Below are 21,677 nucleotides of genomic sequence, written 5' to 3'. Positions count from 1 at the left end.
CGATTGAGTTTCGAGGGTCCGCAGCTACCGCGGACCCTCGAAACTCGACGCAGTCTCCTCGTCCCGAGCAACCGTGTCGGTGAAGAACTTCTTGAACACCGCCTGCATCTGCCGGACGACCTCGATATGGCCCTCGAGAACATCGACCATATTGTTCTCCCCTCCAACAGCTTTCTGCGAAAACACCTGCGCGATCTGTTTGCCCATATCGAAATCACCCCAGCCGGTGACATTGGCGAGTTCTTTGGCTGTGAATTGGTGTTCTCGGAGTCGATCGATGTAGGCGTCGCACGACGCGCTGCACATGCGCGCCGCCTCTTCATTCAGATAAAGATGTCCCTCGTCGGCGGCCACCGCGAGGGACTGCCAATACGTCAGGGAATCACCGTCGTTGCTCATCTTCGGTCCTGTTCACTAAGCGCTCGGTAGCGCGACTTCGAGATCGTCTACGTGGCGCTGCAGTATCGGGCAGGGATCCACGCCATCACCTACGTGCATGTAATCGATCGAAAAGACGACTATTCCTGATTGCAGATCGACAGCGAGGTTGCAGTCTATGATCGAGCGCGCAACATTGGTCTCGAACTGGAATGCATCTCGTCCGTTCAATACGGTATCGAACCCGTCGAGATTCGCGGGATCGTTGCGAGCCTCCTCGACAGTGCGATTCAACGACGACTTCACAACCAAGAAGTACGGCGCGTCGTGACCTTTGGGTTTGAATGAGCAGATATCCCAGTCCGGCACTTCGATCCCTCGACCCCAACCCACCTTTCGGTAGTCCGGATCCAAGCCGGTTGCCCCGATCTGTTCGGGGGTGATGCTGCACGGATCCCATCGAGTCGGCTCGGCCACCGCCTGCGGCGAGACCTCCCTCGCACACCCCCCAAGCAGGGCAGACGCCGCAATCACGGCCACAATCCATCTGCGCACACGGTCCCCCTCCGTCGAGTACGGCTACCAGATTAGACGCACTGCTTCCTTGATCGGTTCCACTTCGCCCGACAGCTGTAACGGACCTGACAGCAAAACCGACCAACTGTGTCGTACCCGTCTGGCACAGTGCACAGCACTTGACCCACCCTGCCTCTCGAGAAGAGAAACCCATGAACAATCAGTTCCACAACAGCCCCAACTACGGCACCATCAACATCCACCAGACCACTCACGTCGGCTACGTAGTTCCGCAGCGGTCCTGGCCGCGTCGCCATCCGATTCTGACGGCGCTTCTGGTGCTGTTCGGCATCGGTTTCATCGGTGCCAATCCGTGGATTCTGATTGTCGTGGCTGCGGTGTGGATCGGCATCAAGGTCTACCGGAATCAGGAAGCGAAGAAGCTCGCCGCGCGTCAGGAACAGCAGCGTCTGATCGACAGCGCGAACGCCCAGAACCAGGCCTACCTCAACGGCCACCAGTTCGGCACGCACGGGCACTTCCCCACCCAGCCGTTCCAGCCGGGCCAGTACCCCGCCCCTCAGCCCAACCAGCCCTACCCGTTCCAGGGTTGAGCTGTCGCGACGGACGGAAGTGGCTGACTACGAGATAGGTTCGGCACTATGATGGTTCCTTCCTTCGACACCACCGCGTTCGTGCAGCGTTTGGTCGAGTTGGTGGATACCGGTCGGCGTGAATCGACGTACAAGCTCGCTACGCTCATGGCGTTGATCGACGTGTGCGTCGAGAACGAAGCTGCGGATAACGGAACGCTCGCAGTCCCTGTCCAAGAATTGGCGCACCGCATCATTGCCTATTACTGGCCGCAGGTACGGACGTACGACGAACGGATTGTCCTCAGTCAGAACAAGTCTTCCGGCCGGACTATCCCGGTGCTGGTCGCTCGGTACAAAGCCTCGACCGCGTTCACCACGGCCGAGGCTGCACGGGAAGTCGAGGACGAGCATTACGTCGCGCTTGTCCGCGACGTGGAGCTCACGGTCGCTCGGCAACCGTTGACGCACTTTCACACTCCGGCCGGCCGCAACAATGACATTGCGAACGACGATTTCGTGTTCGACGCGCGCGGGTTTCACAAGAAGATGAGCAGGACGCACCTCGTGGAACGCGGTCATGTCGTTCTACGGAGCGGGGTCCCCCGCGCGCTTCGCGACACATCGGTTCTGCTCCGATCGTTCGTGAAGAACGCGTGGGTGGCCGATGTCGTTCGTATGAACAAAGTTTCGCTGGACGTCGAGGTGATCGACGGGTTCTTGTTCGGCACGTCGCGGGAAGCACTGACCACACTGAACGATCCTCTGCGTGACCTCCAGGACAACCGCTGCTTCTACTGCGACAGCAAGCTCGGGCCCGGAGCACATATAGACCATGTGCTCCCGTGGTCGCGAATTCCCATCGACGGCGTCGCGAATCTCGTCGCAGCGGATGCTGCCTGCAACCTTTCCAAGTCGGCGAGCGTACCCGTTCGCGCACATGTAGATCGAGCGCTGCGCCGACCACGATCGGATCTGCTCGCCATCGCGGACACAACCCGCGTGCCGCTTCTTCATGATCGGACGCGGTCTGCCGCGGACGGCGTTTACGCATCGCTGCCCGCCGGCGTTCCCCTCTGGATTCGGTCTCGTGAGTACGAACCGTTCGTACCTGTCTGATTCGAGCGCTCAGACCCGGCGATCCAATTGGTCAACGGCGTCGCGGAGCTGGGCGCCGATGCGGTCGGTGGTCTCGTCGAACATGTCCCGAGCGGCGTTGAGGTGTAGCGAGCCCAGCTCATCGCCTTCGCGGGTTTCGTATTCGCTGTCGTCGGGGGTGCCGTGGTTCTCGATCCAGCGGACTTTCTGAAGTTCTCGGTCGATTTCGACGAGCCCGTCGAGATAGGACCGTAACGCCGTGAGTCGGGCGATCAGTGTTCGCCGACGATCCGCCAAAGCGTCGATGCGCTCTTGGTAGATCTTCTGCACTTCGGCGTCGTCGGCAAGGTGGTTTGTCGGTTTGGGGCCGAGCCGCACGAATGCGGCTTCGAGCTTGCCTGCGCTCCAAGCGACAGAAGTCACCTCCGAGACCAAGTCGATGCGGACGATGCGGTGGGCGGTGTCCAGCGACGTCCACGCGCTCAACGACGAAATCTCGGCTGCGAGAACGACCACCGCGTGGACTACCTTGCCGCGGGTGGCCGACCGGAGAGCAAGCAACTCGGCGTGCTCGGCCCCGAGGTGATCGACACCGCGATCTCGATCGACGATCTTGCGAACTTTCTCCCGTCGCGGGGAACTTGGATCCGCTACCGCCGATCCACGCCATGCGTTCAGTGCCTCGCGCACAAGGTCAGGTTGTTTCGCGGCAGCCTTGGCGTCGAGACCGACCAAGGTGTCGTCGATGGCCCGAATGTCTGCCGACCGTCTATCGAACGGGTTCCACCTCATCGTCGCAAGGTACCTCAGGACTCGGACACTCGTCGCGCTCGTGGCGTGTTAGGCCCACTGGTCACGGCGTTATGGACGCCAGTCGCTGCGCCGCAGCATCGGTCCCGAGCTCGAACCGCATCTTGGGATTTTGCAGATAGAAGGCGATCCATGTCTGCAGGACTACTGGGTGGACGTCGAAACGCCGGCAGTCGAGATCCATCGTTATGATCGGTCGTTTCTCGATTCGCCAGAACCACGCGGTATCTCGTTTGTATCCCGAGAGAACAATGTCCGGTTTGAGCGATACACACTGGTGGGTGATAGTGACCCACCCTTGTGACGTCATCGAAATGCGGTCTTCTATCCGTACGGTGTGCAGGGAGTCCCACGATGCCCTCATGTCGAACGACCATCCTCGGTGTCGTACTCCGTCGGCATCCAGTTCCACCCACCCGTTGCGGACCGAACGCCATGCCAAGGCCCCGTAGAAGGTAAGGAACAGCGGAGTCAGAAACCACAGGCTAAGCCACATCAAGAGCGCGAACGCGCCGATGAGAGCGCTTCTCCAGAACAATCCCCACCGCTCGTACCGGATGGTGGAGCCGTGGACGCGGTGTAGTACAGCCGGTCCGACCTTCGACGAGTTCTGGTTGAACCACGGGCTGGTAGTACCCAGGACAAGGCAAAGCGCAGCGGCCAGGGCGAATTGGGCTGCATCTCCGCCATCACCCGACGAAATCGACAGTGCGCCGTATACGAGAAGTGCAGCAGCCGACAAGCCCACGGCACTGGACACAATCATTTTTGTTCGCGGTTTCCGTTTGTAGACAAACGGCTGCACGGTGGAATCAGAAGAGGGCGTCCCACGCTCCGGTTGCCAGTTCACCGATCGACCTTCCTGTCTCCGCCAATGCCTCTTCGCCACCTGTAATGGCCTGATCGACACTTCCAATTCCGGTCTCGTACATCGAATCAACGGCACCAGATGCGTAGATTCCGGCGATTGCGCCTGCCGCTGCGCCCGTCAGCGTCCCGAGTACAGGGACCGGAATGAAAGAACCGATCACCGCGCCGGCAGCAGCCGAAGCAGCGATGCCGGCGCCAGCGGAGACGATTGCCTGATCGGCCGGTTTCCCGTTGTGGATGTCCCATGCGACGCCGGCAACAGCGAGAGCGCCGCCGATACGCCCCGAAAGTTTGTCGGCGGTTTTGGTGAGGTCTTCTGCTGCCTCGGTCAGCACTGCCGCTCGCGCCGCAGTGGTACGCGCGTAATCCACGTCTCGATAGATCACCGATGACGGGGTTCCTTCGGACGCGTTGCGTGCCAGGTCGAAATATTTGGTCGACTCCGCATCCAGCCAAGCTGCTTTGTTCTTCATCGCCCACGTCTGGACGTCGACGACAGACATCGCGGCCGCGTCGACCACTTCGGTTGCCAGAAAGAACCAATCGACGTAGGGGTTGGTCCAGACTCCAACAAGCGCTTCTGCTGCTTCACGCTCGACCGAGCGAGACTCCTCAGCCGCTCTGGTCGCCTGGCCGTACGCAGCAGACAGGTCGCCCGACAGCGGATCGTCGATCGCGTCGCTGCTGATCGTCAGGCCGGCTGCTGCGGCATCACGGCGCGCATCCGCCATCATGGACTGCGCTTTCTGCAGGCCGGCCGCGAAATTGTCGATCTGCTGGGCGTGATCACGAGCCGCCACAGCGATCTTCTCCGCGCCTTCGGCGGCTCGAGTCAGCTTCGGCATCGCCGCGTCGGAGGCAGGGCCGTCCCAGGCGCCGTCGATTCGGTTGCGCGCGGCGAACACCTTCTCTTCCGCATCGTCCAGGACGGGCGCTAGCTGTTCACGCAGCCATCGCGATACTTGGCGGACTGACTCCGGATCACCGTCGATGTGGGTGTCTATGCTCATGTTCTATTCCGCCCATGCCGCGACGTTGATCTCGTCCGCTGCGACGATGTCCTGCTCGGCGTACCTGGTGGCGCACTCGTTCAGAGTCACGTTCAGGCCTGCTAGTCCCGAGACCAGCTCACCGGTGGAGGCCACGAAGATGCTCAGAATTCCGAGTATCGCGGCGGTGCCCACACCGCCGTCGACGGCACCGGGAATCGACGGTGCGATCTCGTCGACTCTCGTCGCAGCGTCCCGCACGTACCCCGCCTGCAGACGAATTTCCTCGTGATCGACGACGATGCTCATGATGCACGCGCCTTGTCCGGCACGACGACGTCGAGCAGCACCAGATCAAAGTGGGCGACCTCTTCGATCGCAGGCAGAAAGGTGATCGGAACCACGATCCACGGCTGGTCCCTGCCCATGCACGTGTGCAAACGATCGAGTGCCGAGTAGACCAGAAGCGCAGACCTGCCGTCGCGCGTGTCATTGATCAACACACGTGCATCCGACGGGTCCGAAACTTGTTCTGCGCACGGCACATACAACACCGGTGGATAATCTGACGGAATTTTCACGAAACGTCCTCCCCTGCTCCGGTGTGAAAACCGGTCCTACAGATTCAGACGCAACGAGTTGTAAATCGGTTCCACTGTCCGACGGATACCATCGGTGGGTATGGAACCTCAGAGTTACTCGTCCGGCGAGCGAGTGTTCGGGCCACCCCGCGGGACGTTCGACGCGGACTGGGCCGCCACCGCCCTTCGATCGAACGTGCCGGGTCTGGACTTCGCGACGTCGGTTCGGGTGATGGAGTATGCGTGGGAGCTAGTGCAGTCGCGTGACCTGCGCGGAGCCACGCTCGCCGACGCACTGAGTGACTCGACTGCCGTGAGTGTCGATTCCGACCTCGCCCGCGCAGCCGCGGCGGTGGCAACCGAAATCGCGGAGTTCTACCTCGACAGAGACTGATCGGCTCGGATATACCGCGACGCGACGACGCCGTGACTGAATTCCTCCCGCCCGACGAGCTCGAGTTCGACGCGCTCCGCCAGCCCGGCGAACAGGGTTGGCCCTCGACCGACCACAACAGGGTGAACGACGAACTCGTATTCGTCGATCAGTGCCATGTCGGCGAGTGCGAGTGGCAGTTGCACCCCGCCGGTGAAAATGCCGTTGCCCGGCTCGTTCTTGAGTCGCCGGACGGTTTCCTCGATGTCACCGTCGACTATCTCAGCGTTCCAGTCCACTGACGTCAGCGTGCTCGTGACGACGTATTTTCTGCTTTCGCTGATGCTCTGCGCAAACGGCGTTGTCCACTCCGGCATGTCGGGTGAGGGTCGTCTCCACGCCGATTCCATCATTTCGTACGTCGTCCTTCCGAACAGCAATGCATCAGCACGAGCGATGCTCTGCGCAGCGTGCAGGTGCAGATCCTCGGACGGGCGCGCGAAGTTGTGGTCGACGCAGCCGTCGAGCGAGACGTTGATGGAGTACCGCAGAGGCCGCATTCGGTGAATCTACTGGCTGACACGCCTCGTCGCCGCAAAATCGCTTTCGGTCGGAGCAGGATCCGGCGGACGTTGTGAACCGGTGGTGAAACCCGCGACCGGGGCGCAGGCTATCGATCGCGGCCATCGAACGGCACCGTTTTTCAGCGCTATCGACGTCGACGACGAATGCTGAAAGTTCGACAACATTGTTACCTTGCTTCTTAATGTACTAAGGTACCGATATGTACTCCTCGATCGTCGACAAGCTCCTCGCCATCACCAACATGTTTCAACAGGACATGACTCGGGCCTTTGCCGATACGCCTCTCACCGAGTCCCGGGTGGCAGTCATGTGGGTGCTGTCGCTTCGCGGTCCGTCGACTCAGCGGTCCCTGGCGCAAGCATTGTCCGTGACAGCCCGCAACGTTTCCGGCCTCGTGGATGCACTGGAAACACACGGATACATCGAGCGCAGTGCGCACCCGTCCGATCGCCGTGCCGTGTTGGTGACCCTCACGTCGAAAGGCGAAGCGGCGATGACCCGCATGCAGGCGGAACACGCACATCTCGAGGCTGAACTACGTAGCGCGGTCGAGCCTGAGGATTGGGCCGGTCTGGAAAACGGCATCGACGCGATCGTCACCCGCCTTGCCGAGCTGACGAACTCGACACAACCTGATGAGAAGGACGATCGATGAGCACTGCCGGAAAAGAACTGGAAAAGTTCAACGGCTTCCGAGCTCTGGTAAATCGGAGCGCGGGGATCGAAAGGATCATCTACTCAAGCATCGTGCGTGCGATGACAAGCAGACCCTGGAAAGCGCACGACGCACAAGGTTTTCGCTATCACGCCGAGAGCATGCCTCTCCTCATCGTGATCGTTGCACTTTCTGCGGTGGAGATCGTCGTCGTCGATCTACTTGTGCAGCAGTGGATCTGGATTAGAATTCCACTGCTCGTCATCGGGGTCTGGGGGCTGATCTGGCTGACCGGGCTCATCTGTGCGCATTTCATGCGGCCACACACGATCGGAAGCGAGGGCATCCGAGTCCGAGACGGGCTGGATATGGACGCGCACGTCGAGTGGGTCGATATTTGTTCCGTAGGAATCACGAGCCACAACCACAAACCCAAGACTCCCAGCGTGATCGACGACCGCGGGGGCCGATCTCTCGTGATGGCCATCAGCGACCGGACAAACATAAAGATCGAGCTGGAAAGACCGACCACGATAACCCTCCCCGGTCTGCCGCCGAAAGGTGGCCAACACATCATCGACCGAATTTACCTCTGGACAGATACGCCCGAGACCTACCTTGCTGCTGCGAAAGCACATATCGGCACCGAAGAAGGTTGTGCTGCCCAGCGCAGAGCGCATGCTGAGGACGCCAGACGGAGACAGCGGATGGCCGAATTTCGAAACAGCCCGACGATCGAGGTCAGCGGCCTCGTCAAACGTTTCGATGACACGACCGCACTCGACGGCATCGATCTCTCCGCGGAGTCCGGAACCGTACTGGGACTTCTCGGCCCGAACGGATCGGGCAAGACCACGACAGTACGTATCCTCGCAACCTTGATGAAACCCGATGCGGGTACTGCCCGGATCTGCGGTCACGACACCGTCCACGATGCCCATCTAGTGCGACAACTGATCGGGGTCACCGGCCAGTACGCATCGGTGGACAAAGACCTCAGCGGCTACCAAAACCTCGCCATGATCGGCCGACTGCTGGGGATGTCTCGTAGCCAGGCCCGAAGTCGTGCATCCGAACTGATCGAGGAGGCCGGCCTCGCCGCAGCAGCAGCAAGACCCGCGATGACCTACTCAGGCGGGATGCGCAGACGGCTCGATCTCGCGGCGAGCGTCATGGGCGACGCAGCTGTCGTCTTTCTCGACGAACCGACGACCGGGCTCGATCCGGTGCGTAGAGGCGAGACCTGGACCATGGTTCGCAGGCTCGCTACGCAAGGTTCGACCGTGCTTCTCACCACGCAGTATCTCGAAGAAGTGGACCACCTGGCCAACGACATCGTTGTCATCGACGCTGGAAAAGTCGTCGCACACGGGACGCCCGAGAACCTGAAACGGCGCATGGGCAGCCAAACACTCGATCTTCTCCTGAGCAATCCAGGGCAGCTCGACGAGGCGACGACACTAATTCGGAGCATCCTCGACGCCGCACCGGTAGTAGATGTCAAGTGCGGGCAACTCAGTGCCGCCGTATCCGATGGACAGGCCATGCCTGCGATCGTCCGGACCCTTGACGACGCATCCATCGAAATCAGCGAGCTCTCGCTGCGCCTCCCCAGTCTCGACGATGTGTTCCTCACACTTACCGGGCATCGCGCGAGTACCACCGTAGGAAAAAACGAGAAGGACTCAGCGCCATGACCAGTACAGCGTTTCCCGGGACAACCGCACCGCTGAAAAAGCGTGTCGGATTCGGACAGGTTGTCACGCAGTCGGCGTCGCTGTCGTGGCGCGGAATCGTAAAGATCCGCCGCAATCCTGCCGGGCTCGCAGACGTCGTCATCGGCCCTGCAATTTTCCTCGTACTCTTCGGCTACGTGTTCGGCGGCGCCATCTCGGGCAACACAAGCGAGTACCTTCAGTACGTGTTTCCCGGCATCCTGGGAATGATGACACTGCTTGCCACTATGGGCGTCGGAGTCTCACTGAGCGCGGACCTCTCCGAAGGCATCCTCGATCGCTTTGGCAGTCTCCCGATAGCACGCGTCGCGCCCCTCATCGGAGCAATCGGCAGCGATATCGTGCGACAGATCGTGTCGCTCGCTGCGCTGATCGGTTTCGGTCTCCTGCTGGGCGTGAGGTTCGAGACCGACGCGTGGTCGGTGCTTGCCGGGTGCGGGCTCGCACTCTTGTTTGCTCTGTCGGTGTCGTGGGCACTGATACTGCTCGCCCTGGCGATCGAAGATCCACAGGCAGTCCAAGGTCTAGGCGCTATACTGATCATTCCGCTTGCCTTCGCCAGCAACATCTTCGTTCCAGTCGAAACGATGCCCGGGTGGATGCAGACCGTCGCCTCATGGAACCCCGTCGGACACCTGGTGGACGCAGTTCGCGGCTTGATGATGGGAAGACCTGTGGGCGAACCTCTGGTGTACACACTCCTGTGGATGGCGGCATTCATCGTGATCTTCGCGCCTTTGTCGCTGATGGCTTACAACCGTCGACTCTAGACCTCGCCACCTAACATGCTGTCTCGGTGAGCCAACCAGCCGGGCGACCACCCATATCGCTACCTCGGTGCCTCGATCTGGATATCGCCGGCATTCGCAGCATCGACTTCATTCGTCGAAGTGAAGAACTTATCGAAGACAACCTTCATTTCTTCGACGATGTCGATATGACTCTGCAACACGTCGACCATGTTGTTCTCCCCGCCCACAGCCTTTTTGGCAAAAATGTCCTGCAGTTGAAGGCCCATATCGAAGTCACCCCAGCCGCTGACCCGAGCAAGCGCCGTGGCGGTCTCTTGATGATGTCTCAATTTAAGGATGTACTGTTCGCAAGCCGCAGAGCAGGCCTGCGCCGCTTCCGCATTCAAATAAAGCTGGTGGTTGTCAGCAGCTACAGCTAGCGCCTGCCAGTACGTCGAAATTTCGCCCGGATTACCCATATCTCCCCTACTTCGGCGTGGCAGGTATTGCAGATTCCAGATCGTTAACGTGCTGCAGTACGACCTGGCAAGAATCCACTCCGTCCGCCGCGTGATAGACCACTGTGAATACCACGACGCCGGCGGACACCTCTAGCGCAATGTTGCAGTCGCGAACGGACTTGCCCGTCTCCGTCGTATACATATGCGCGTCTCTTCCGCCCACTTGGAGTTCGCGAACGCTCAGGTTACCTTCGCGAGCGCGTGCGTCTGCGATCGTGAACTTGTCGCTCGATGTGACGTCCAGACCGTAGGGATAGGCCGTACCGCCTGGTGCGTGGAACACACATCGACTCCAATCTGGAACGACAATCCCTGTACCCCACCCCTCATCGCGATACTCCGGATCCAAGCCCGTTGCAGCGATTGCTTCTGGCGTGATGCTGCACGGATCCCAACGCTCGGCCGCCACGGGACTGCCATCGACGCCCCCACTACATCCGGCAAGCAGCATCACCAAAGCCACCAGCGTCGCCATCCGTCTACGCACCCGACCCCCTCGATCACGTCGATCAACAGATTAGACGCAACGACCATCGAGATGGTTCCAGTCAGGCTCCACCGACAGGTCGGGCGGGGGTTCTCTCTCATCGATTACTTCGCCGACGACCGTTGACGAGCCGGTTCTGCCCTTGGGGCACCCCAGTCGACGGAGACGCAATGCCGGTAGGTCGACATAGATCGTCTCTCGCACACCCTGTCCCTACTCGCACAGGTTGCATCCCGTGCGAGGAACTAGAGCCTGTGCGAGAACTCAGATCAGCCGACGCGGAGCCACGCTTTCGCTGCATGGTCTCAACCGGTCGGCGCATTACCCGGCAAAGTCGCCGTAGGCAAGACTGGCGAGTTCGAAACCTTCATCGCAGAGGAATGCGGTGAGAACCGCTCCGGGATGTCGTGTTCTCAGCGACGTGCAACCGGCGCTGCATCTCGGTGTAGCTCGGTCACCAGTGCAGCGGGGTCGTCGACATACATGCTGATACGTCTGACGGACGAGGCCTTGCGATGCTTTGGGAGCAACGCTGGTAGCCGAACTGAAATCGATTGGGCTAGTACAATATCGACATTCGTACCGTCGATGTTGGGAAGATGCAATCGGCTCTCTGTGGCAATGGGGGTGGTTTCGCAGAACCGGCGCGACAGGGTTGCGGACACGATGGAGCAACGCCCGATCGCGGCGATAGTCGAACCGGACTGCCGCACAACGAAATGAGTGTCGCTCAAATAGTGCGGACGGACTCGGTGGATTGCCAGATAGCCGAACACCGCGAACAAGGACCACACTGACAGCACCGCGAGTGCGATACGCAGCCACATCCATGGAAGAACGACATGAAGCACACAAATCTCTACGACTGTGACCACGCCGAAGGCAACCGGTAGCGTCATAGTCCCGCGGTTCGACCGGAACACCAGCGCACCCGGCTCGACGTCAGCTACGCGGCCCCTGATCCACAACCACAGAGACGTGTAGGCGCGAACCTCCGCCCGAATCATCGGCCAGAATGGCGAGTTCTCGGCCGTAGCGACCACCGCCGCTCTTGCATCCTCCCCGCCGCGACGGCGGGCCCGGTAGGTCGTCATCAGACCGAGCATCACGATAATGGCCAAGGGAAGTTCGACGGTGGCGAACAACAGCACGGCCTGCCCTGGCCCGAGGACGCCGGTCGCCAGGAGGATCGCATCGACAGCCAAGACAGTTGCTGCAAGCGCTTGCATGGATCGGTGAAAACTCATCGAGGCCAATACCTTCATGAGGCGCCCTTTACAGGGCTTGACTTGCTCACGAGCGCACGTTGGACTCGGGAGACCACCTCGCGTTGAGCCGGGTCCGGGATGATCGCGTCGAGTGGGATCGGCATGCCTGTTTCACCCGACTGTGTGGTGTCGAATTCGCTGCTGGAGAAGGGATCTGCCGCCTCGAACCAGGCCATCAACGTACGCGACAAACGTTCGATCACCGGTTCCGCCGAATCCAATGACTTTCCCTCCAGACTCGACCATTCGGACAGAAGTTCGGCGTACCGGGAACGCTGCTCGTCGTCGGCGATCGACGCCGCGTAGAACGACAGAAATTCCTGCGGTGCCTTACCCGAGATGGCGAGTACCTCGAGCAAGTCACGCTCTCGCTCGAGCGCTGTGCGGACTTCTGACGTCGGGGCGGATTCGAGAGCGCCGGCCAACAGTCCGGCGACCTTCGGAGGGAGCGCGGAGAGCGGCCGACCGCTCTCGACGTCGTCGACCATCGAGGAAAGCTTGATCAGCCGCTGTGTCAGTTTGGCGCGTTCGGCCTCGAGTGCTGCGACGAGTGCGCGTAGATCAGCGATTGTGTCGTCAGCGCCCTCGATGTCAGAGGCGTCGCGCGCGAGAACCGCGGCAACCGATCCGAGCGGGACGCCGTTGGTCGCGAGCCAGCGAATGCGCATGAGTCGAACGACATCGTTCATCGTGTACTCGCGGTAGCCGTTCCCGCGCCGTTGAGGCTCGGCGAGCAGACCGAGGCGGTGGTAGTGACGCACCGTTCTCGGTGTGGTGTCGGCCGCGGTAGCGAGTTGCCCTATCTGCATGCCTTCAGTCTCAACCATGACCTAGCGTCAAGGTCAATGCCTGAAATCTGCCGCCCCACCCTGAGCCCACACACCACAACGCCCACCGGCGCTCACGTAGTTTCAACCGGACCGACGCGTTGACCGGTTGAGACCAAGCTGCGCGTCCGCGCCAACTGCCGCTATCTCGGCCCTTCGACCTCAATTCCTGCGGCATTTGCCTTGTCGACGTCATGGGTCGAAGTGAAGAACATGTTGAAGACAACCTTCATCTCTTCGACGACGTCGATATGACTCTGCAACACGTCGACCATGTTGTTCTCGCCGCCCACAGCCTTTTTGGCAAAAATGTCCTGCAGTTGAAGGCCCATATCGAAGTCACCCCAGCCGGTAACGTTCCTGAGATCCCTCGCAGTCTTTTGGTGCCCCTTCAATTTTGCGATGTACTTGTCGCACGCTTCGTAGCAGGCGTGGGCAGCTTCCTCGTTCAGATACAACTGATTGTTGTCTGCAGCAACAGCCAGGGCCTTCCAATAGGTGACCGGTTCTCCAGGATTACTCATCGAGCCCCCTACTTCGGTGCGGCCGGAACCGCAAACTCCAGATCGTTGACGTGCCTCTCGACTACTTCGCAGGCATCCACGCCGTCGTCCATCTCATACAGCGCAGTGAACACCACAACGCCTGGCGGGACATCGATAGCGATCTTGCAGTCTCTGAGCGCCTTACCGAACTCGGTAACGTACATGTAGCCATCGCGACCACCGATTGTTAGATCACGGCCGTCACGATTAGAGGGGTCGGCACGGGCTTCGTCGAGCGTGTGCTCAATCGATGACATCACGCTCAGTCCGTAAGGCGAATTCGCGCCTCCTGGAGCACTGAACACGCACCGCGCCCAGTCCGGAACCTCGATACTGCGACCCCACCCTTCCTGACGGGTGGAGTTGTCCAACCCAGTTGCGTCCACCGCTTCTGGGGTGATGCTGCACGGATCCCAGCGTTCAGCAGCGACGGGACTGCCCTCGATACCCCCATTGCATCCGGCAAGCAGTGCCGCTACAGCCATCGATGCCGCTATTCGTGTACGCACCCGACCCCCTCGATCACGTCGATCAACAGGTTAGACGCAACAACCATCGAAATGGTTCCAGTCAGGCGCCACCAACAGGTCGGCCGGGGGGTTCTCTCTCATCGATCAGTTCGCCGACGATCGTTAACGAGCCGGTTCTGCCCTTGGGGCACCCCAGTCGATGGAGGCGGCAATGCCGGTAGGTCGACACAGATCGTCTCTCGCACACCCTGTCGCTACACGCTCACGTTGCATCCAGTGCGAGAAATCGGAGTACGAGCGTTAGGCCACGACCATCGCTGCGCGTCCGCGCCAACTGCCGCTATCTCGGCCCTTCGACCTCAATTCCTGCGGCATTTGCCTTGTCGACGTCACGGGTCGAAGTGAAGAACTTGTTGAAGACAACCTTCATTTCTTCGACGACGTCGATATGACTCTGCAACACGTCGACCATGTTGTTCTCGCCGCCTTCGGCTTTGTCGGCGAAAACCTTCTGCAGATGAAGTCCCATATCGAAGTCACCCCAGCCCGTCAGATCCCGAAGGTCCCGGGCAGTGTCCTGGTGTGCCCGTAGTCTCTCGATGTATTTTTCGCAGGACTCGTAACACGCCTGTGCCGCCTCGGAATTCAGGTACAGCTGATTGTTGTCAGCAGCTAGAGCTAGCGCCTGCCAGTATGTTGTTGGTTCGTCACTACTCATTTAGCCCCCCCTACTTGGACGCGGCAGGAACCGCGGACTCTAAATCTTCGACATGCATGGCTACCACCTCGCACGCGTCCACACCGTCTGCTTTGTTGTACAGCGCTTTGAAGACCACCACCCCCCGCGGCACCTCGACAGCGATCTGGCAGTCACGGATCGCGTCACCGAACTCAGTCCTGAACATGTAGGCGTCGCGCCCACCGATGAATAGATCGCGGCCATCCAAGTTGGTCGATTTTGCCCGAGCCTCAGCGATCGTGTGGTCCGTCGAAGACAGCACGCTCAATCCATAGCGCGAGTCGGCGCCACCTGGCGCCCGGAATACACATCTACCCCAGTCCGGGACTTCGATGCCCCTGCCCCACCCTGCTTCGCGGTACTCAGGATCCAAGCCCGTTGCCGCGACTGCCGACTGTTCGATGCTGCACGGATCCCAACGTTCAGCAGCCACGGGACTGCCCTCGACACCCCCACCGCATCCGGCAAGGAGAGCCAACAAAGCCACCTGCGCCGCTATCCGTCTACGCACCCGACCCCCTCGATCACGTCGATCAACAGGTTAGACGCATCGACCATCGAAACGGTTCCACTTGACCGCAGTGCGGTGACCTACAGGTCGGCCGGTCGTGCGAGGGATCTGACTGTCGACTCGGATGCTCGATACCCTGCCTCGTACATCCATGGCCAGTCGGCGAAATCCTCCGGGTCGACGACGAGGGACTCGATCCCGCCGTTGCCGAGCCGTTTCGGCCGGTTCGCCGGGTGGGACGGGAAGTCCTCGATCAGGTACTCACGCTGAAGACTTTGACGAAAGATCAGCCACGTCTCGGGAGTGAAGCCAACAGCTTCCGCCCTCTTGGCAAGATCTATCCACGCGTCGATGTTGGTGTAGCCACCGTCGAGGATGTGTTGCCTCGTCGCGATCATCGCGAAGGTTCCGTACCAGATCGGCGGGTAGTCGAGCAGGGTTCGGCACCACCGTCGCCTGCGTTCCGGCGGGATCGGGTTCCACTTCGCTTGTGCCTCAGCAAGTCCGAATGGATCAGACATGACTCACCTCGTCCCGGAGGTTCGGTACCTCCATCGACTTGCTCGCCGACGGTCGTCGGTCGAGCCGGTTCTTCCCCTGGGGCACCCCTGTCGATGGAAACGGGGTTGCCGGACAGTCGGCCAGGTACCGCGTGACTGCCACTCTTGAACCTGCATCCGACGATACTCGCCTTGGTCGTCGACCGACCAGCACTACCTCGTCGTCCGACGCGTGCGCTGAATGAACCGTCTCGAACCGATCATGTTCGACGTCGACCTACGGCACGAAGGGAATACCGTTTAGCAACGGTAGTACGAACAGACCTTGCAGCGACGATGCATGATTCGAGCCACGCCCGAACGGTTCCTCCCTGCAGTGTGACACCCAGCGAAGGGCCGCATCCCCGTCGAGGTGAATGAGGATGCGGCCCTTCGTTGGACAGAACTTCAGATCAGCCCAGCAGTTGCTGCATGGTGTCGATTTCTTGCTGCTGCGTGTCGACGATCGTGCGGGCCATCTGCTGCGCGTCCGGGTTGGATCCGTTCGCGATCTCGGCTTGCGCCATCTCGATCGCACCGGTGTGGTGAGCGATCATCATCGTCAACCACTGCCGATCGAACTCCGCACCCGTCAGGCCGGCCAACGCATCCATGTCCTGTTGGGTCATCATGCCCATTCCCGAGCCGTGATCCATGCCGCCCATGGTGCCCATGTCCCCCGAGGGTGCGGGCTGACCCCACTCGGCCAGCCAGCTCGTCAGCTGGTCCATCTCGGGCTGCTGCGCGGCAGCGATCGCCGACGCCAACGCCTGCACGTCCGGGTTGTCGCTACGGCCTTGCACCATCTCCGCCATCTCGACTGCCTGTGCGTGGTGTGGATACATCATCCGCGCAAACATCACGTCGGCATCGTTGAACTGAGCCGACGCACTCGCCGGCATCGACGACATAGTCGCGGACGACATCGACGTCATCGAATGCTCGTCCATCGATGAATCGGTCGAGGTGTCACTACAGCCGCTCAGCAGGAACGCGCCGACGGTGGCAGCGGCGATCGAGGCGGCAATCTTGGTATGCATGTGAAACTCCTTGCAAGAGTGAGTAGAACAGGGAATCAGATCCGCCGGTAGACGCTCGTCGACCGGGCTCCCTGTCACACTCGCAAGGTCACCGATTTGTCCAACACCCACAATGTCCACGGAGGAGCTCGCTCCTGAGTCGAGTCGACGCCCATGTGGCGCCACTCGGTCGATATCGGCGACAGGTCGATCTCACCGCTCGTCGCCGGGTCGGTCAGCGCAGACCACGACACCGTGGTGCCCATGCAGGGGTGCATCATCTGATGCGCCGACGGGCAGTCATGCTCGCCGAATGCGACAGGAACCGAGCCGTCGACGGCGTCCGACGCCACCATCGAGCCATGATCGCCGATCATCGATCCAGACGCCGACAGAACCGGCGTCACAGAATGCATCAGCAGCACCCCGAACACCACCAGGGCAATCAGAAGTCCAGTCGAGGCTGCGCCCCGTCCACGGAAGCCGACTGACTGCATGCCATCGACGATAGCAACATATACCCCCAGGGGGTAGCCCCGCCGGGCGGAATCCGCAGACCACTGGACAGCAAACCAGTCGACAACCGGGCACAGTTCGCCGTTCGCGTGACCTACTGACGCATCGTCCATCTACTGGGGCCGCTTGGGAATGCAGCGCAGTTCATCTCCGTCCTCGACGTGTGCGCTCGGCGAAACGGTCGAGTGCATCGAGGATCTCATCCGCTTGCCAGACGCGGTTTCGTCGCCCCTTCGAGGTCTGATGGAGAACTTCCGCGCCGACGAGTCGATCGATGGCCCGCTGAGCAGCCATGTCGCTGACACCGAATGTCCTTTGCACGAAGGCGTTGTCGATTACCGGTTGTGCAATCAGAGCGTCGAGGAGGCTCCACACAACCGATTCACGACGCGCAACCACGCCGGCGCCGAACCGGTCACGCACACCGGCGAGTTCGTCGACCAGCATCCTTCCGTTGGATACAGCTGCGAACGCCGCGGCATTCAGCCGGCGAACGATCGGTTCGACATCGCCCTGTCGGTACAAGTCGAGACTCGCAAAATACGACGCAGTATCGGCCAGCAGACCCGCGGACAGCGGAACCGTGACGCGTTCGACCACGTCTGCCCGACGGAGCATTGTATGTACCAACGACCTGCCGGTACGACCGTTGCCGTCGGTGAACGGGTGGATGGTCTCGAACTGCGCGTGCGCGACGGCCACCTGAGGAAGGACGGGCAGATCAGCTCTCGACGCGAACACGAAGAGGTCGTCCAAACAGGCCCCGAGTCGATCGTGATGCGGCGGAACGAATGCGGCGTGGTGGGGCCCGAAATCGGAGCCACCGATCCAGACCTGCTGAGTTCGCCATTGCCCTGCGTCGGGATCGCCCGCAGGCTCCATCAGTGCCCTGTGCATGGCCAGTACCGATCCGGCAGACACCGTCGAACTCGCTGCCAGTGCGGCCTCCATCGCACGCACGTTGCCGCTGACGATCGATGCGTTGCGACTGGTGGGTGAACCCAGCTCGGCCAGCGCGAGGGACCGCGCGCCGACCGTGAGGTTTTCGATCTGTGACGAGGCCGCACTCTCGGATCTGAGCAAGATCGAACTCATCGGCGCTAACTCGGTCGACGAGCCGAGACGCTGCGATGCGTACTCGTCGAATCGGACGATTTCACGCAGCGCGTCCTCGGATTCGGCCGCGACTTCATCGGTGAGTCGGAGTTCCAGATCGGCGATCCGCGGAGGCACTGCAGCCCTGTAGTCACCTGCATGCAGCTTGCGCTGTGTCCTGGAGGCAGCAGCGGCCGACGATTGCCATGGCCGATCTTCGTACTCGACGGCGGCCAGGCCGCTGTTCGAATCATTGGCCATCATGCAACCATACCAAACCTTAAATGACTATCGTTTGGTATGGGCCATGGTCATCCTTAGGCGGTTGACCGACTTCGGCCTCCTACACCATGCGCCTCAGCAGCGGGACCACCTCTGCTGAGATGCGGTTGCACACGGCCTGACGACGCGAAGAAACCACCGGGATGATCAGTACAGCATCCGCAACGGACGCGGCTTCGATATCGGCGACGAGGCCGGCCAGCCCGCTCGACGTTCCGACGTAACGAACCGTCTTGGTTGCGCCGGTCGAGGACGAAGCCAATTCCTTTCGTGCCGTGCGTGCGTCCTCGGCGATGTGCGTTTCCAACTCGAGAACGACGGCAACACTCGTCGCATCTTCTCCCTCGGTTCCGAGTTCACGTCGTATCCGCGTGCGCATCGACTGGGCTTGGCCGAGGTCGTCGGCTCGAATGAACACGGTCTTGGCCGGCGGAGATCCCGTGAGCCACACGTGGTCTTCAACGTCCGCCGTCGCGGACACGTCGAGGCACACATGGATTGTCGATGACTCGTGCTCGTCCGACTCCACTCCCGACGAACTCGCCATTTGGCTGGTCATGGCTGTGACGCGGCAAACTCTGCTGCAGCAGCTACGACGTCGGTTGCGAACGTTCCGAGTGTCACCGTGGTTGCGCCGCCGTCGACCGGGATGACGGTGCCGTTGACGTAGGCCGCCATGTCGCTGGCGAGGAAGGTAGCGACCGAGGCAATGTCGTCGGGAAACCCGACCCGACGCGAGGGCTGTCCGGGTCCGAGTCGCGCGGCCAGGAAGTCGGTGAACTGCTCGGATTTCGCGGGCTCGACGCCGAAGGTGCGGGCCATGATGGGAGTCATGATGATTCCGGGCGCGATGGCGTTCGATCGAATCCCGCTGGGGCCCAGTTCCGCGGCGGCCTGTCGCACCAGCCCTACGACGGCATGCTTGGCTGCGGTGTATCCGACGGTGCTCCAGCCACCTTGAATCGCTGCAGCACTGGCCGTGGAGATGATGCTGCCTGGAGTTCCTTGGGCGATGAACCGGCGCGCAGCATGCTTGTGTCCGAGCAACACCGATCGTGTCAGGAGAGCTGCGGTTCGGTCGAATCCATCGGGATCTGCGTCGATGATCGATGACGGGTCACCCTGTGCACCAGCGTTGTTCACCATGATGTCCAGCGATCCGAAAGTATCTGCAGCCAAAGCGACTGCCGCGGCGATGTCGGACTCGGTGGTGACATCGACGTGTGCGTAGACGGCGTGCTCCCCGAGCTCTGCAGCCAGGGCAGCTCCGGCATCGTCGTCGATATCGGTGAGAACGATCTGCGCGCCCTCGTCGACGAACCGAGATGCGATACCCCGTCCGATGCCACTCGCGGCTCCGGTGATGACGGCGACTTTGCCTGAAAGAAGAGTGGACACCACGAATCCTTTGTCCGTCGAATAAATTGCAGCACCTGACCGAGCTGACGCTAGCAACGGAAGAGTGTGTCCAGTAGTCCTCGAAAGAGGACTACTGGACACGTTCGAAAGCCCCGTCACGCTCGAGCCGACGGGCTTCTTCGACGGCAACGTGATGCTCGACCTGGCACCTGAGACACCGAAGGTGGGTGGGCACTGCTGTTGAGCGACTACTCCACAACGAACACATCGAGTTCGACGGTCACCGGGAACCGCTCTCCGCGTCCGACGAATGTTCGGTCGTTGATCCACGCCAACCTGCCGCTGGTCGTCGACAGATGCGGAGCCGTTCTGAAGTAAACGCGCTCCGCAGGTACCGGAACACCCTGGGAGAGAGACATCGTGTCCTCCACACTGGCGACCCGGATTCCGCCGTTGCGCACGAACACGGTGTCGCCGTCGTCTGTTTCGATCGCGTAGGTCGCATCGACCTCGGTGCGCGTCTCCGTTCGCTGCACTTGGATGTCGACGCCGCCGCCGACGACGCGTCCGCTCAGCTCGGGCCCTTGAACGTGCCCGCCGAGGATCGGGACGAGCCGCCTCCGTCCCTCGGGTGTGTCACCGAGGGCAACGGGTTCACCGACATCGACCGACAGGTGGGCGACAAAACGTGTCGACAGCGTCGGCGTCACTTCTCGGCCAACCCGAGGACTCCGATTGCGTTCTCCTTCATGATCAACGGCACAACCTCATCCTTGATGCCCAGCTCGGCGAAGTCCTTGATCCATCGGTCCGGCGTGAGCACCGGAAAGTCCGAGCCGAACAGCGCTTTGTGTTTGAGCAGAGAATTGATGTTGCGCACGAGCTGAGGCGGGAAGTACTTGGGCGACCAGCCCGACAAGTCGATGTAGACGTTCGCTTTGTGTGTCGCGATGGAGATCGACGAATCGACCCACGGCACCGATGGGTGCGCGAAAATCATGGTCAGTGTCGGGAAGTCCGCCGCAATGTCGTCGAGCAACATCGGATCCGAATACCTCAACTTGATTCCTCGACCGCCCGGAAGTCCTGCTCCGATTCCGGTTTGACCGGTGTGGAACAGTGCCACGAGCCCGTGCTCGGCACAGGTCTCGTAGATCGGGTAGTACTGGCGATCGTTGGGCTCGACATCCTGCAGGCTCGGGTGGAACTTCATCCCGCGAACGCCGTAGTCTCGCGCGAGAATCTCGATTCGAGCCACGGCCTCGGGAACGTTGTGCGGGTCGACCGAGCCGAACGGGATCAGGACGTCTGCATGTTCTGCAGCCCTGGCTGCGATCTCCTCACTGGAGACCGGCGGATGACCGAGCGCTGTTCGCGCGTCGACGGTGAACACCACGGCCGCCATCTTTCGCTCGCGGTAGTACGCGGCCAGGTCGTCGACAGTCGGAGTTCGGTTGACGCCTGGTTTGAAATACTTCGACGAGGCGTCGAGCAACTCTTGATCGAGCGAGCAATGGTGAGCGTCATCGGCTTCCACGTGAGTGTGGACGTCGATGGCAATTATGTCGTCGAGATCGATCGCTG

General features: G+C 60.9%; 30 protein-coding genes and 1 riboswitch. Of the genes, 6 read left to right on the top strand and 24 right to left on the bottom strand.

Translation table 11 applies throughout. The features are described 5' to 3' along the window. Positions 1–24: 24 nt before the first annotated feature. Positions 25–399 (bottom strand): hypothetical protein, encoded by a 375-nt coding sequence (locus tag ACFULT_RS21445; RefSeq protein ID WP_378482402.1) that lies wholly within the window; start codon positions 397–399, stop codon positions 25–27. A gap of 15 nt (positions 400–414) precedes the next feature. Then, entirely contained in the window at positions 415–912 is a 498-nt protein-coding gene (locus ACFULT_RS21440; protein ID WP_378482401.1) for a DUF3558 family protein, read from the bottom strand. Positions 913–1,106: 194 nt separating this feature from the next. Here ACFULT_RS21440 and ACFULT_RS21435 point away from each other — a divergent pair, with 194 nt between their 5' ends. Together ACFULT_RS21435 and ACFULT_RS21430 are read left to right on the top strand one after the other, a co-directional pair. Continuing rightward, entirely contained in the window at positions 1,107–1,508 is a 402-nt protein-coding gene (locus ACFULT_RS21435; protein WP_378482400.1) for a hypothetical protein, read from the top strand. A 48-nt stretch (positions 1,509–1,556) separates the two neighbouring features. Next, complete coding sequence (locus ACFULT_RS21430) at positions 1,557–2,606, top strand: HNH endonuclease (protein ID WP_378482399.1); 1,050 nt, start codon at positions 1,557–1,559, stop codon at positions 2,604–2,606. Positions 2,607–2,615: 9 nt separating this feature from the next. Here the strand turns inward: ACFULT_RS21430 and ACFULT_RS21425 are convergent, their stop codons facing one another. From ACFULT_RS21425 to ACFULT_RS21405, 5 genes are all read right to left on the bottom strand, one after another. Beyond that, the gene (locus ACFULT_RS21425; RefSeq protein WP_378482398.1) at positions 2,616–3,377 is read right to left on the bottom strand and encodes a hypothetical protein; all 762 of its coding nucleotides are present in this window, start codon (positions 3,375–3,377) and stop codon (positions 2,616–2,618) included. Positions 3,378–3,438: 61 nt separating this feature from the next. After that, positions 3,439–4,161 carry a hypothetical protein gene (locus ACFULT_RS21420; RefSeq protein WP_378482397.1) on the bottom strand — a complete coding sequence of 241 codons (723 nt, stop codon included), beginning with the start codon at positions 4,159–4,161 and terminating at the stop codon, positions 3,439–3,441. Between the two features lie 46 nt (positions 4,162–4,207). Continuing rightward, the gene (locus tag ACFULT_RS21415; RefSeq protein ID WP_378482396.1) at positions 4,208–5,275 is read right to left on the bottom strand and encodes a hypothetical protein; all 1,068 of its coding nucleotides are present in this window, start codon (positions 5,273–5,275) and stop codon (positions 4,208–4,210) included. Between the two features lie 3 nt (positions 5,276–5,278). After that, on the bottom strand, positions 5,279–5,563 hold the full coding sequence (locus ACFULT_RS21410) for a hypothetical protein (RefSeq protein WP_378482395.1): 285 nt from the start codon (positions 5,561–5,563) through the stop codon (positions 5,279–5,281). Next, on the bottom strand, positions 5,560–5,835 hold the full coding sequence (locus ACFULT_RS21405; RefSeq protein WP_230620828.1) for an SAV_915 family protein: 276 nt from the start codon (positions 5,833–5,835) through the stop codon (positions 5,560–5,562). Before ACFULT_RS21405 ends, ACFULT_RS21410 begins: the two co-directional genes overlap by 4 nt. Before the next feature lie 100 nt (positions 5,836–5,935). Between ACFULT_RS21405 and ACFULT_RS21400 the strand changes: the two genes are divergently transcribed. Continuing rightward, a complete protein-coding gene (locus ACFULT_RS21400; protein ID WP_019666748.1) occupies positions 5,936–6,229 on the top strand; it encodes a hypothetical protein in 294 nt (97 codons plus the stop codon). Here ACFULT_RS21400 and ACFULT_RS21395 read toward each other — a convergent pair. Further along, positions 6,211–6,768, bottom strand: a complete 558-nt coding sequence (locus ACFULT_RS21395; RefSeq protein WP_378482394.1) for a dihydrofolate reductase family protein — start codon at positions 6,766–6,768, stop codon at positions 6,211–6,213. The two genes, ACFULT_RS21400 and ACFULT_RS21395, sit on opposite strands and share 19 nt — an antisense overlap. Positions 6,769–6,992: 224 nt before the next feature. Between ACFULT_RS21395 and ACFULT_RS21390 the strand changes: the two genes are divergently transcribed. From ACFULT_RS21390 to ACFULT_RS21380, 3 genes are all read left to right on the top strand, one after another. Then, entirely contained in the window at positions 6,993–7,448 is a 456-nt protein-coding gene (locus tag ACFULT_RS21390) for a MarR family winged helix-turn-helix transcriptional regulator (RefSeq protein ID WP_094721106.1), read from the top strand. Positions 7,449–7,549: 101 nt separating this feature from the next. Beyond that, positions 7,550–9,145 (top strand): ATP-binding cassette domain-containing protein, encoded by a 1,596-nt coding sequence (locus ACFULT_RS21385; RefSeq protein WP_378482393.1) that lies wholly within the window; start codon positions 7,550–7,552, stop codon positions 9,143–9,145. Then, entirely contained in the window at positions 9,142–9,954 is an 813-nt protein-coding gene (locus ACFULT_RS21380; RefSeq protein ID WP_378482392.1) for an ABC transporter permease, read from the top strand. The genes ACFULT_RS21385 and ACFULT_RS21380 overlap by 4 nt, the downstream gene beginning before the upstream one ends. Before the next feature lie 59 nt (positions 9,955–10,013). Here ACFULT_RS21380 and ACFULT_RS21375 read toward each other — a convergent pair whose 3' ends face one another. The 16 genes from ACFULT_RS21375 to ACFULT_RS21300 all read right to left on the bottom strand — a co-directional run bounded on the left by ACFULT_RS21375 (position 10,014) and on the right by ACFULT_RS21300 (position 21,672). Further along, a complete protein-coding gene (locus ACFULT_RS21375) occupies positions 10,014–10,394 on the bottom strand; it encodes a hypothetical protein (RefSeq protein WP_378482391.1) in 381 nt (126 codons plus the stop codon). Positions 10,395–10,401: 7 nt separating this feature from the next. Then, positions 10,402–10,911 (bottom strand): DUF3558 family protein, encoded by a 510-nt coding sequence (locus ACFULT_RS21370; RefSeq protein WP_378482390.1) that lies wholly within the window; start codon positions 10,909–10,911, stop codon positions 10,402–10,404. Between the two features lie 425 nt (positions 10,912–11,336). Beyond that, on the bottom strand, positions 11,337–12,188 hold the full coding sequence (locus ACFULT_RS21365) for a hypothetical protein (protein ID WP_378482389.1): 852 nt from the start codon (positions 12,186–12,188) through the stop codon (positions 11,337–11,339). Beyond that, positions 12,185–13,000 carry a MerR family transcriptional regulator gene (locus ACFULT_RS21360; protein WP_378482388.1) on the bottom strand — a complete coding sequence of 272 codons (816 nt, stop codon included), beginning with the start codon at positions 12,998–13,000 and terminating at the stop codon, positions 12,185–12,187. Before ACFULT_RS21360 ends, ACFULT_RS21365 begins: the two co-directional genes overlap by 4 nt. A 161-nt stretch (positions 13,001–13,161) precedes the next feature. After that, positions 13,162–13,542 (bottom strand): hypothetical protein, encoded by a 381-nt coding sequence (locus ACFULT_RS21355; RefSeq protein ID WP_378482387.1) that lies wholly within the window; start codon positions 13,540–13,542, stop codon positions 13,162–13,164. 8 nt (positions 13,543–13,550) lie between these two features. Beyond that, positions 13,551–14,048 carry a DUF3558 family protein gene (locus ACFULT_RS21350; RefSeq protein WP_378482386.1) on the bottom strand — a complete coding sequence of 166 codons (498 nt, stop codon included), beginning with the start codon at positions 14,046–14,048 and terminating at the stop codon, positions 13,551–13,553. Positions 14,049–14,373: 325 nt separating this feature from the next. Beyond that, positions 14,374–14,751 carry a hypothetical protein gene (locus ACFULT_RS21345; RefSeq protein ID WP_378482385.1) on the bottom strand — a complete coding sequence of 126 codons (378 nt, stop codon included), beginning with the start codon at positions 14,749–14,751 and terminating at the stop codon, positions 14,374–14,376. Positions 14,752–14,761: 10 nt separating this feature from the next. Beyond that, the gene (locus tag ACFULT_RS21340; protein WP_378482384.1) at positions 14,762–15,205 is read right to left on the bottom strand and encodes a DUF3558 family protein; all 444 of its coding nucleotides are present in this window, start codon (positions 15,203–15,205) and stop codon (positions 14,762–14,764) included. A 158-nt stretch (positions 15,206–15,363) separates the two neighbouring features. Continuing rightward, on the bottom strand, positions 15,364–15,804 hold the full coding sequence (locus tag ACFULT_RS21335; protein ID WP_378482383.1) for a mandelate racemase/muconate lactonizing protein: 441 nt from the start codon (positions 15,802–15,804) through the stop codon (positions 15,364–15,366). Positions 15,805–15,833: 29 nt separating this feature from the next. After that, a riboswitch (SAM riboswitch) is annotated at positions 15,834–15,954 on the bottom strand. A gap of 281 nt (positions 15,955–16,235) precedes the next feature. Beyond that, a complete protein-coding gene (locus ACFULT_RS21330; protein ID WP_378482382.1) occupies positions 16,236–16,862 on the bottom strand; it encodes a DUF305 domain-containing protein in 627 nt (208 codons plus the stop codon). A 74-nt stretch (positions 16,863–16,936) separates the two neighbouring features. After that, on the bottom strand, positions 16,937–17,338 hold the full coding sequence (locus ACFULT_RS21325; RefSeq protein ID WP_378482381.1) for a DUF6153 family protein: 402 nt from the start codon (positions 17,336–17,338) through the stop codon (positions 16,937–16,939). 163 nt (positions 17,339–17,501) lie between these two features. Further along, positions 17,502–18,713, bottom strand: coding sequence for a Fic family protein (locus ACFULT_RS21320; RefSeq protein ID WP_378482380.1), 1,212 nt, complete (start codon positions 18,711–18,713; stop codon positions 17,502–17,504). Between the two features lie 82 nt (positions 18,714–18,795). After that, on the bottom strand, positions 18,796–19,293 hold the full coding sequence (locus tag ACFULT_RS21315; protein WP_378482379.1) for a hypothetical protein: 498 nt from the start codon (positions 19,291–19,293) through the stop codon (positions 18,796–18,798). Next, on the bottom strand, positions 19,290–20,132 hold the full coding sequence (locus tag ACFULT_RS21310; protein ID WP_037105453.1) for an SDR family NAD(P)-dependent oxidoreductase: 843 nt from the start codon (positions 20,130–20,132) through the stop codon (positions 19,290–19,292). The genes ACFULT_RS21315 and ACFULT_RS21310 overlap by 4 nt, the downstream gene beginning before the upstream one ends. A gap of 209 nt (positions 20,133–20,341) precedes the next feature. Beyond that, complete coding sequence (locus tag ACFULT_RS21305; protein WP_037105177.1) at positions 20,342–20,803, bottom strand: DUF3237 domain-containing protein; 462 nt, start codon at positions 20,801–20,803, stop codon at positions 20,342–20,344. After that, a complete protein-coding gene (locus ACFULT_RS21300) occupies positions 20,800–21,672 on the bottom strand; it encodes an amidohydrolase family protein (RefSeq protein WP_378482453.1) in 873 nt (290 codons plus the stop codon). The genes ACFULT_RS21305 and ACFULT_RS21300 overlap by 4 nt, the downstream gene beginning before the upstream one ends. Positions 21,673–21,677 lie beyond the last annotated feature (5 nt).

The organism is Rhodococcus sp. NPDC057297, assembly GCF_042667435.1.
Classification (GTDB): Bacteria; Actinomycetota; Actinomycetes; order Mycobacteriales; family Mycobacteriaceae; genus Rhodococcoides.
This window is presented reverse-complemented; position numbering and strand designations above follow the sequence as displayed.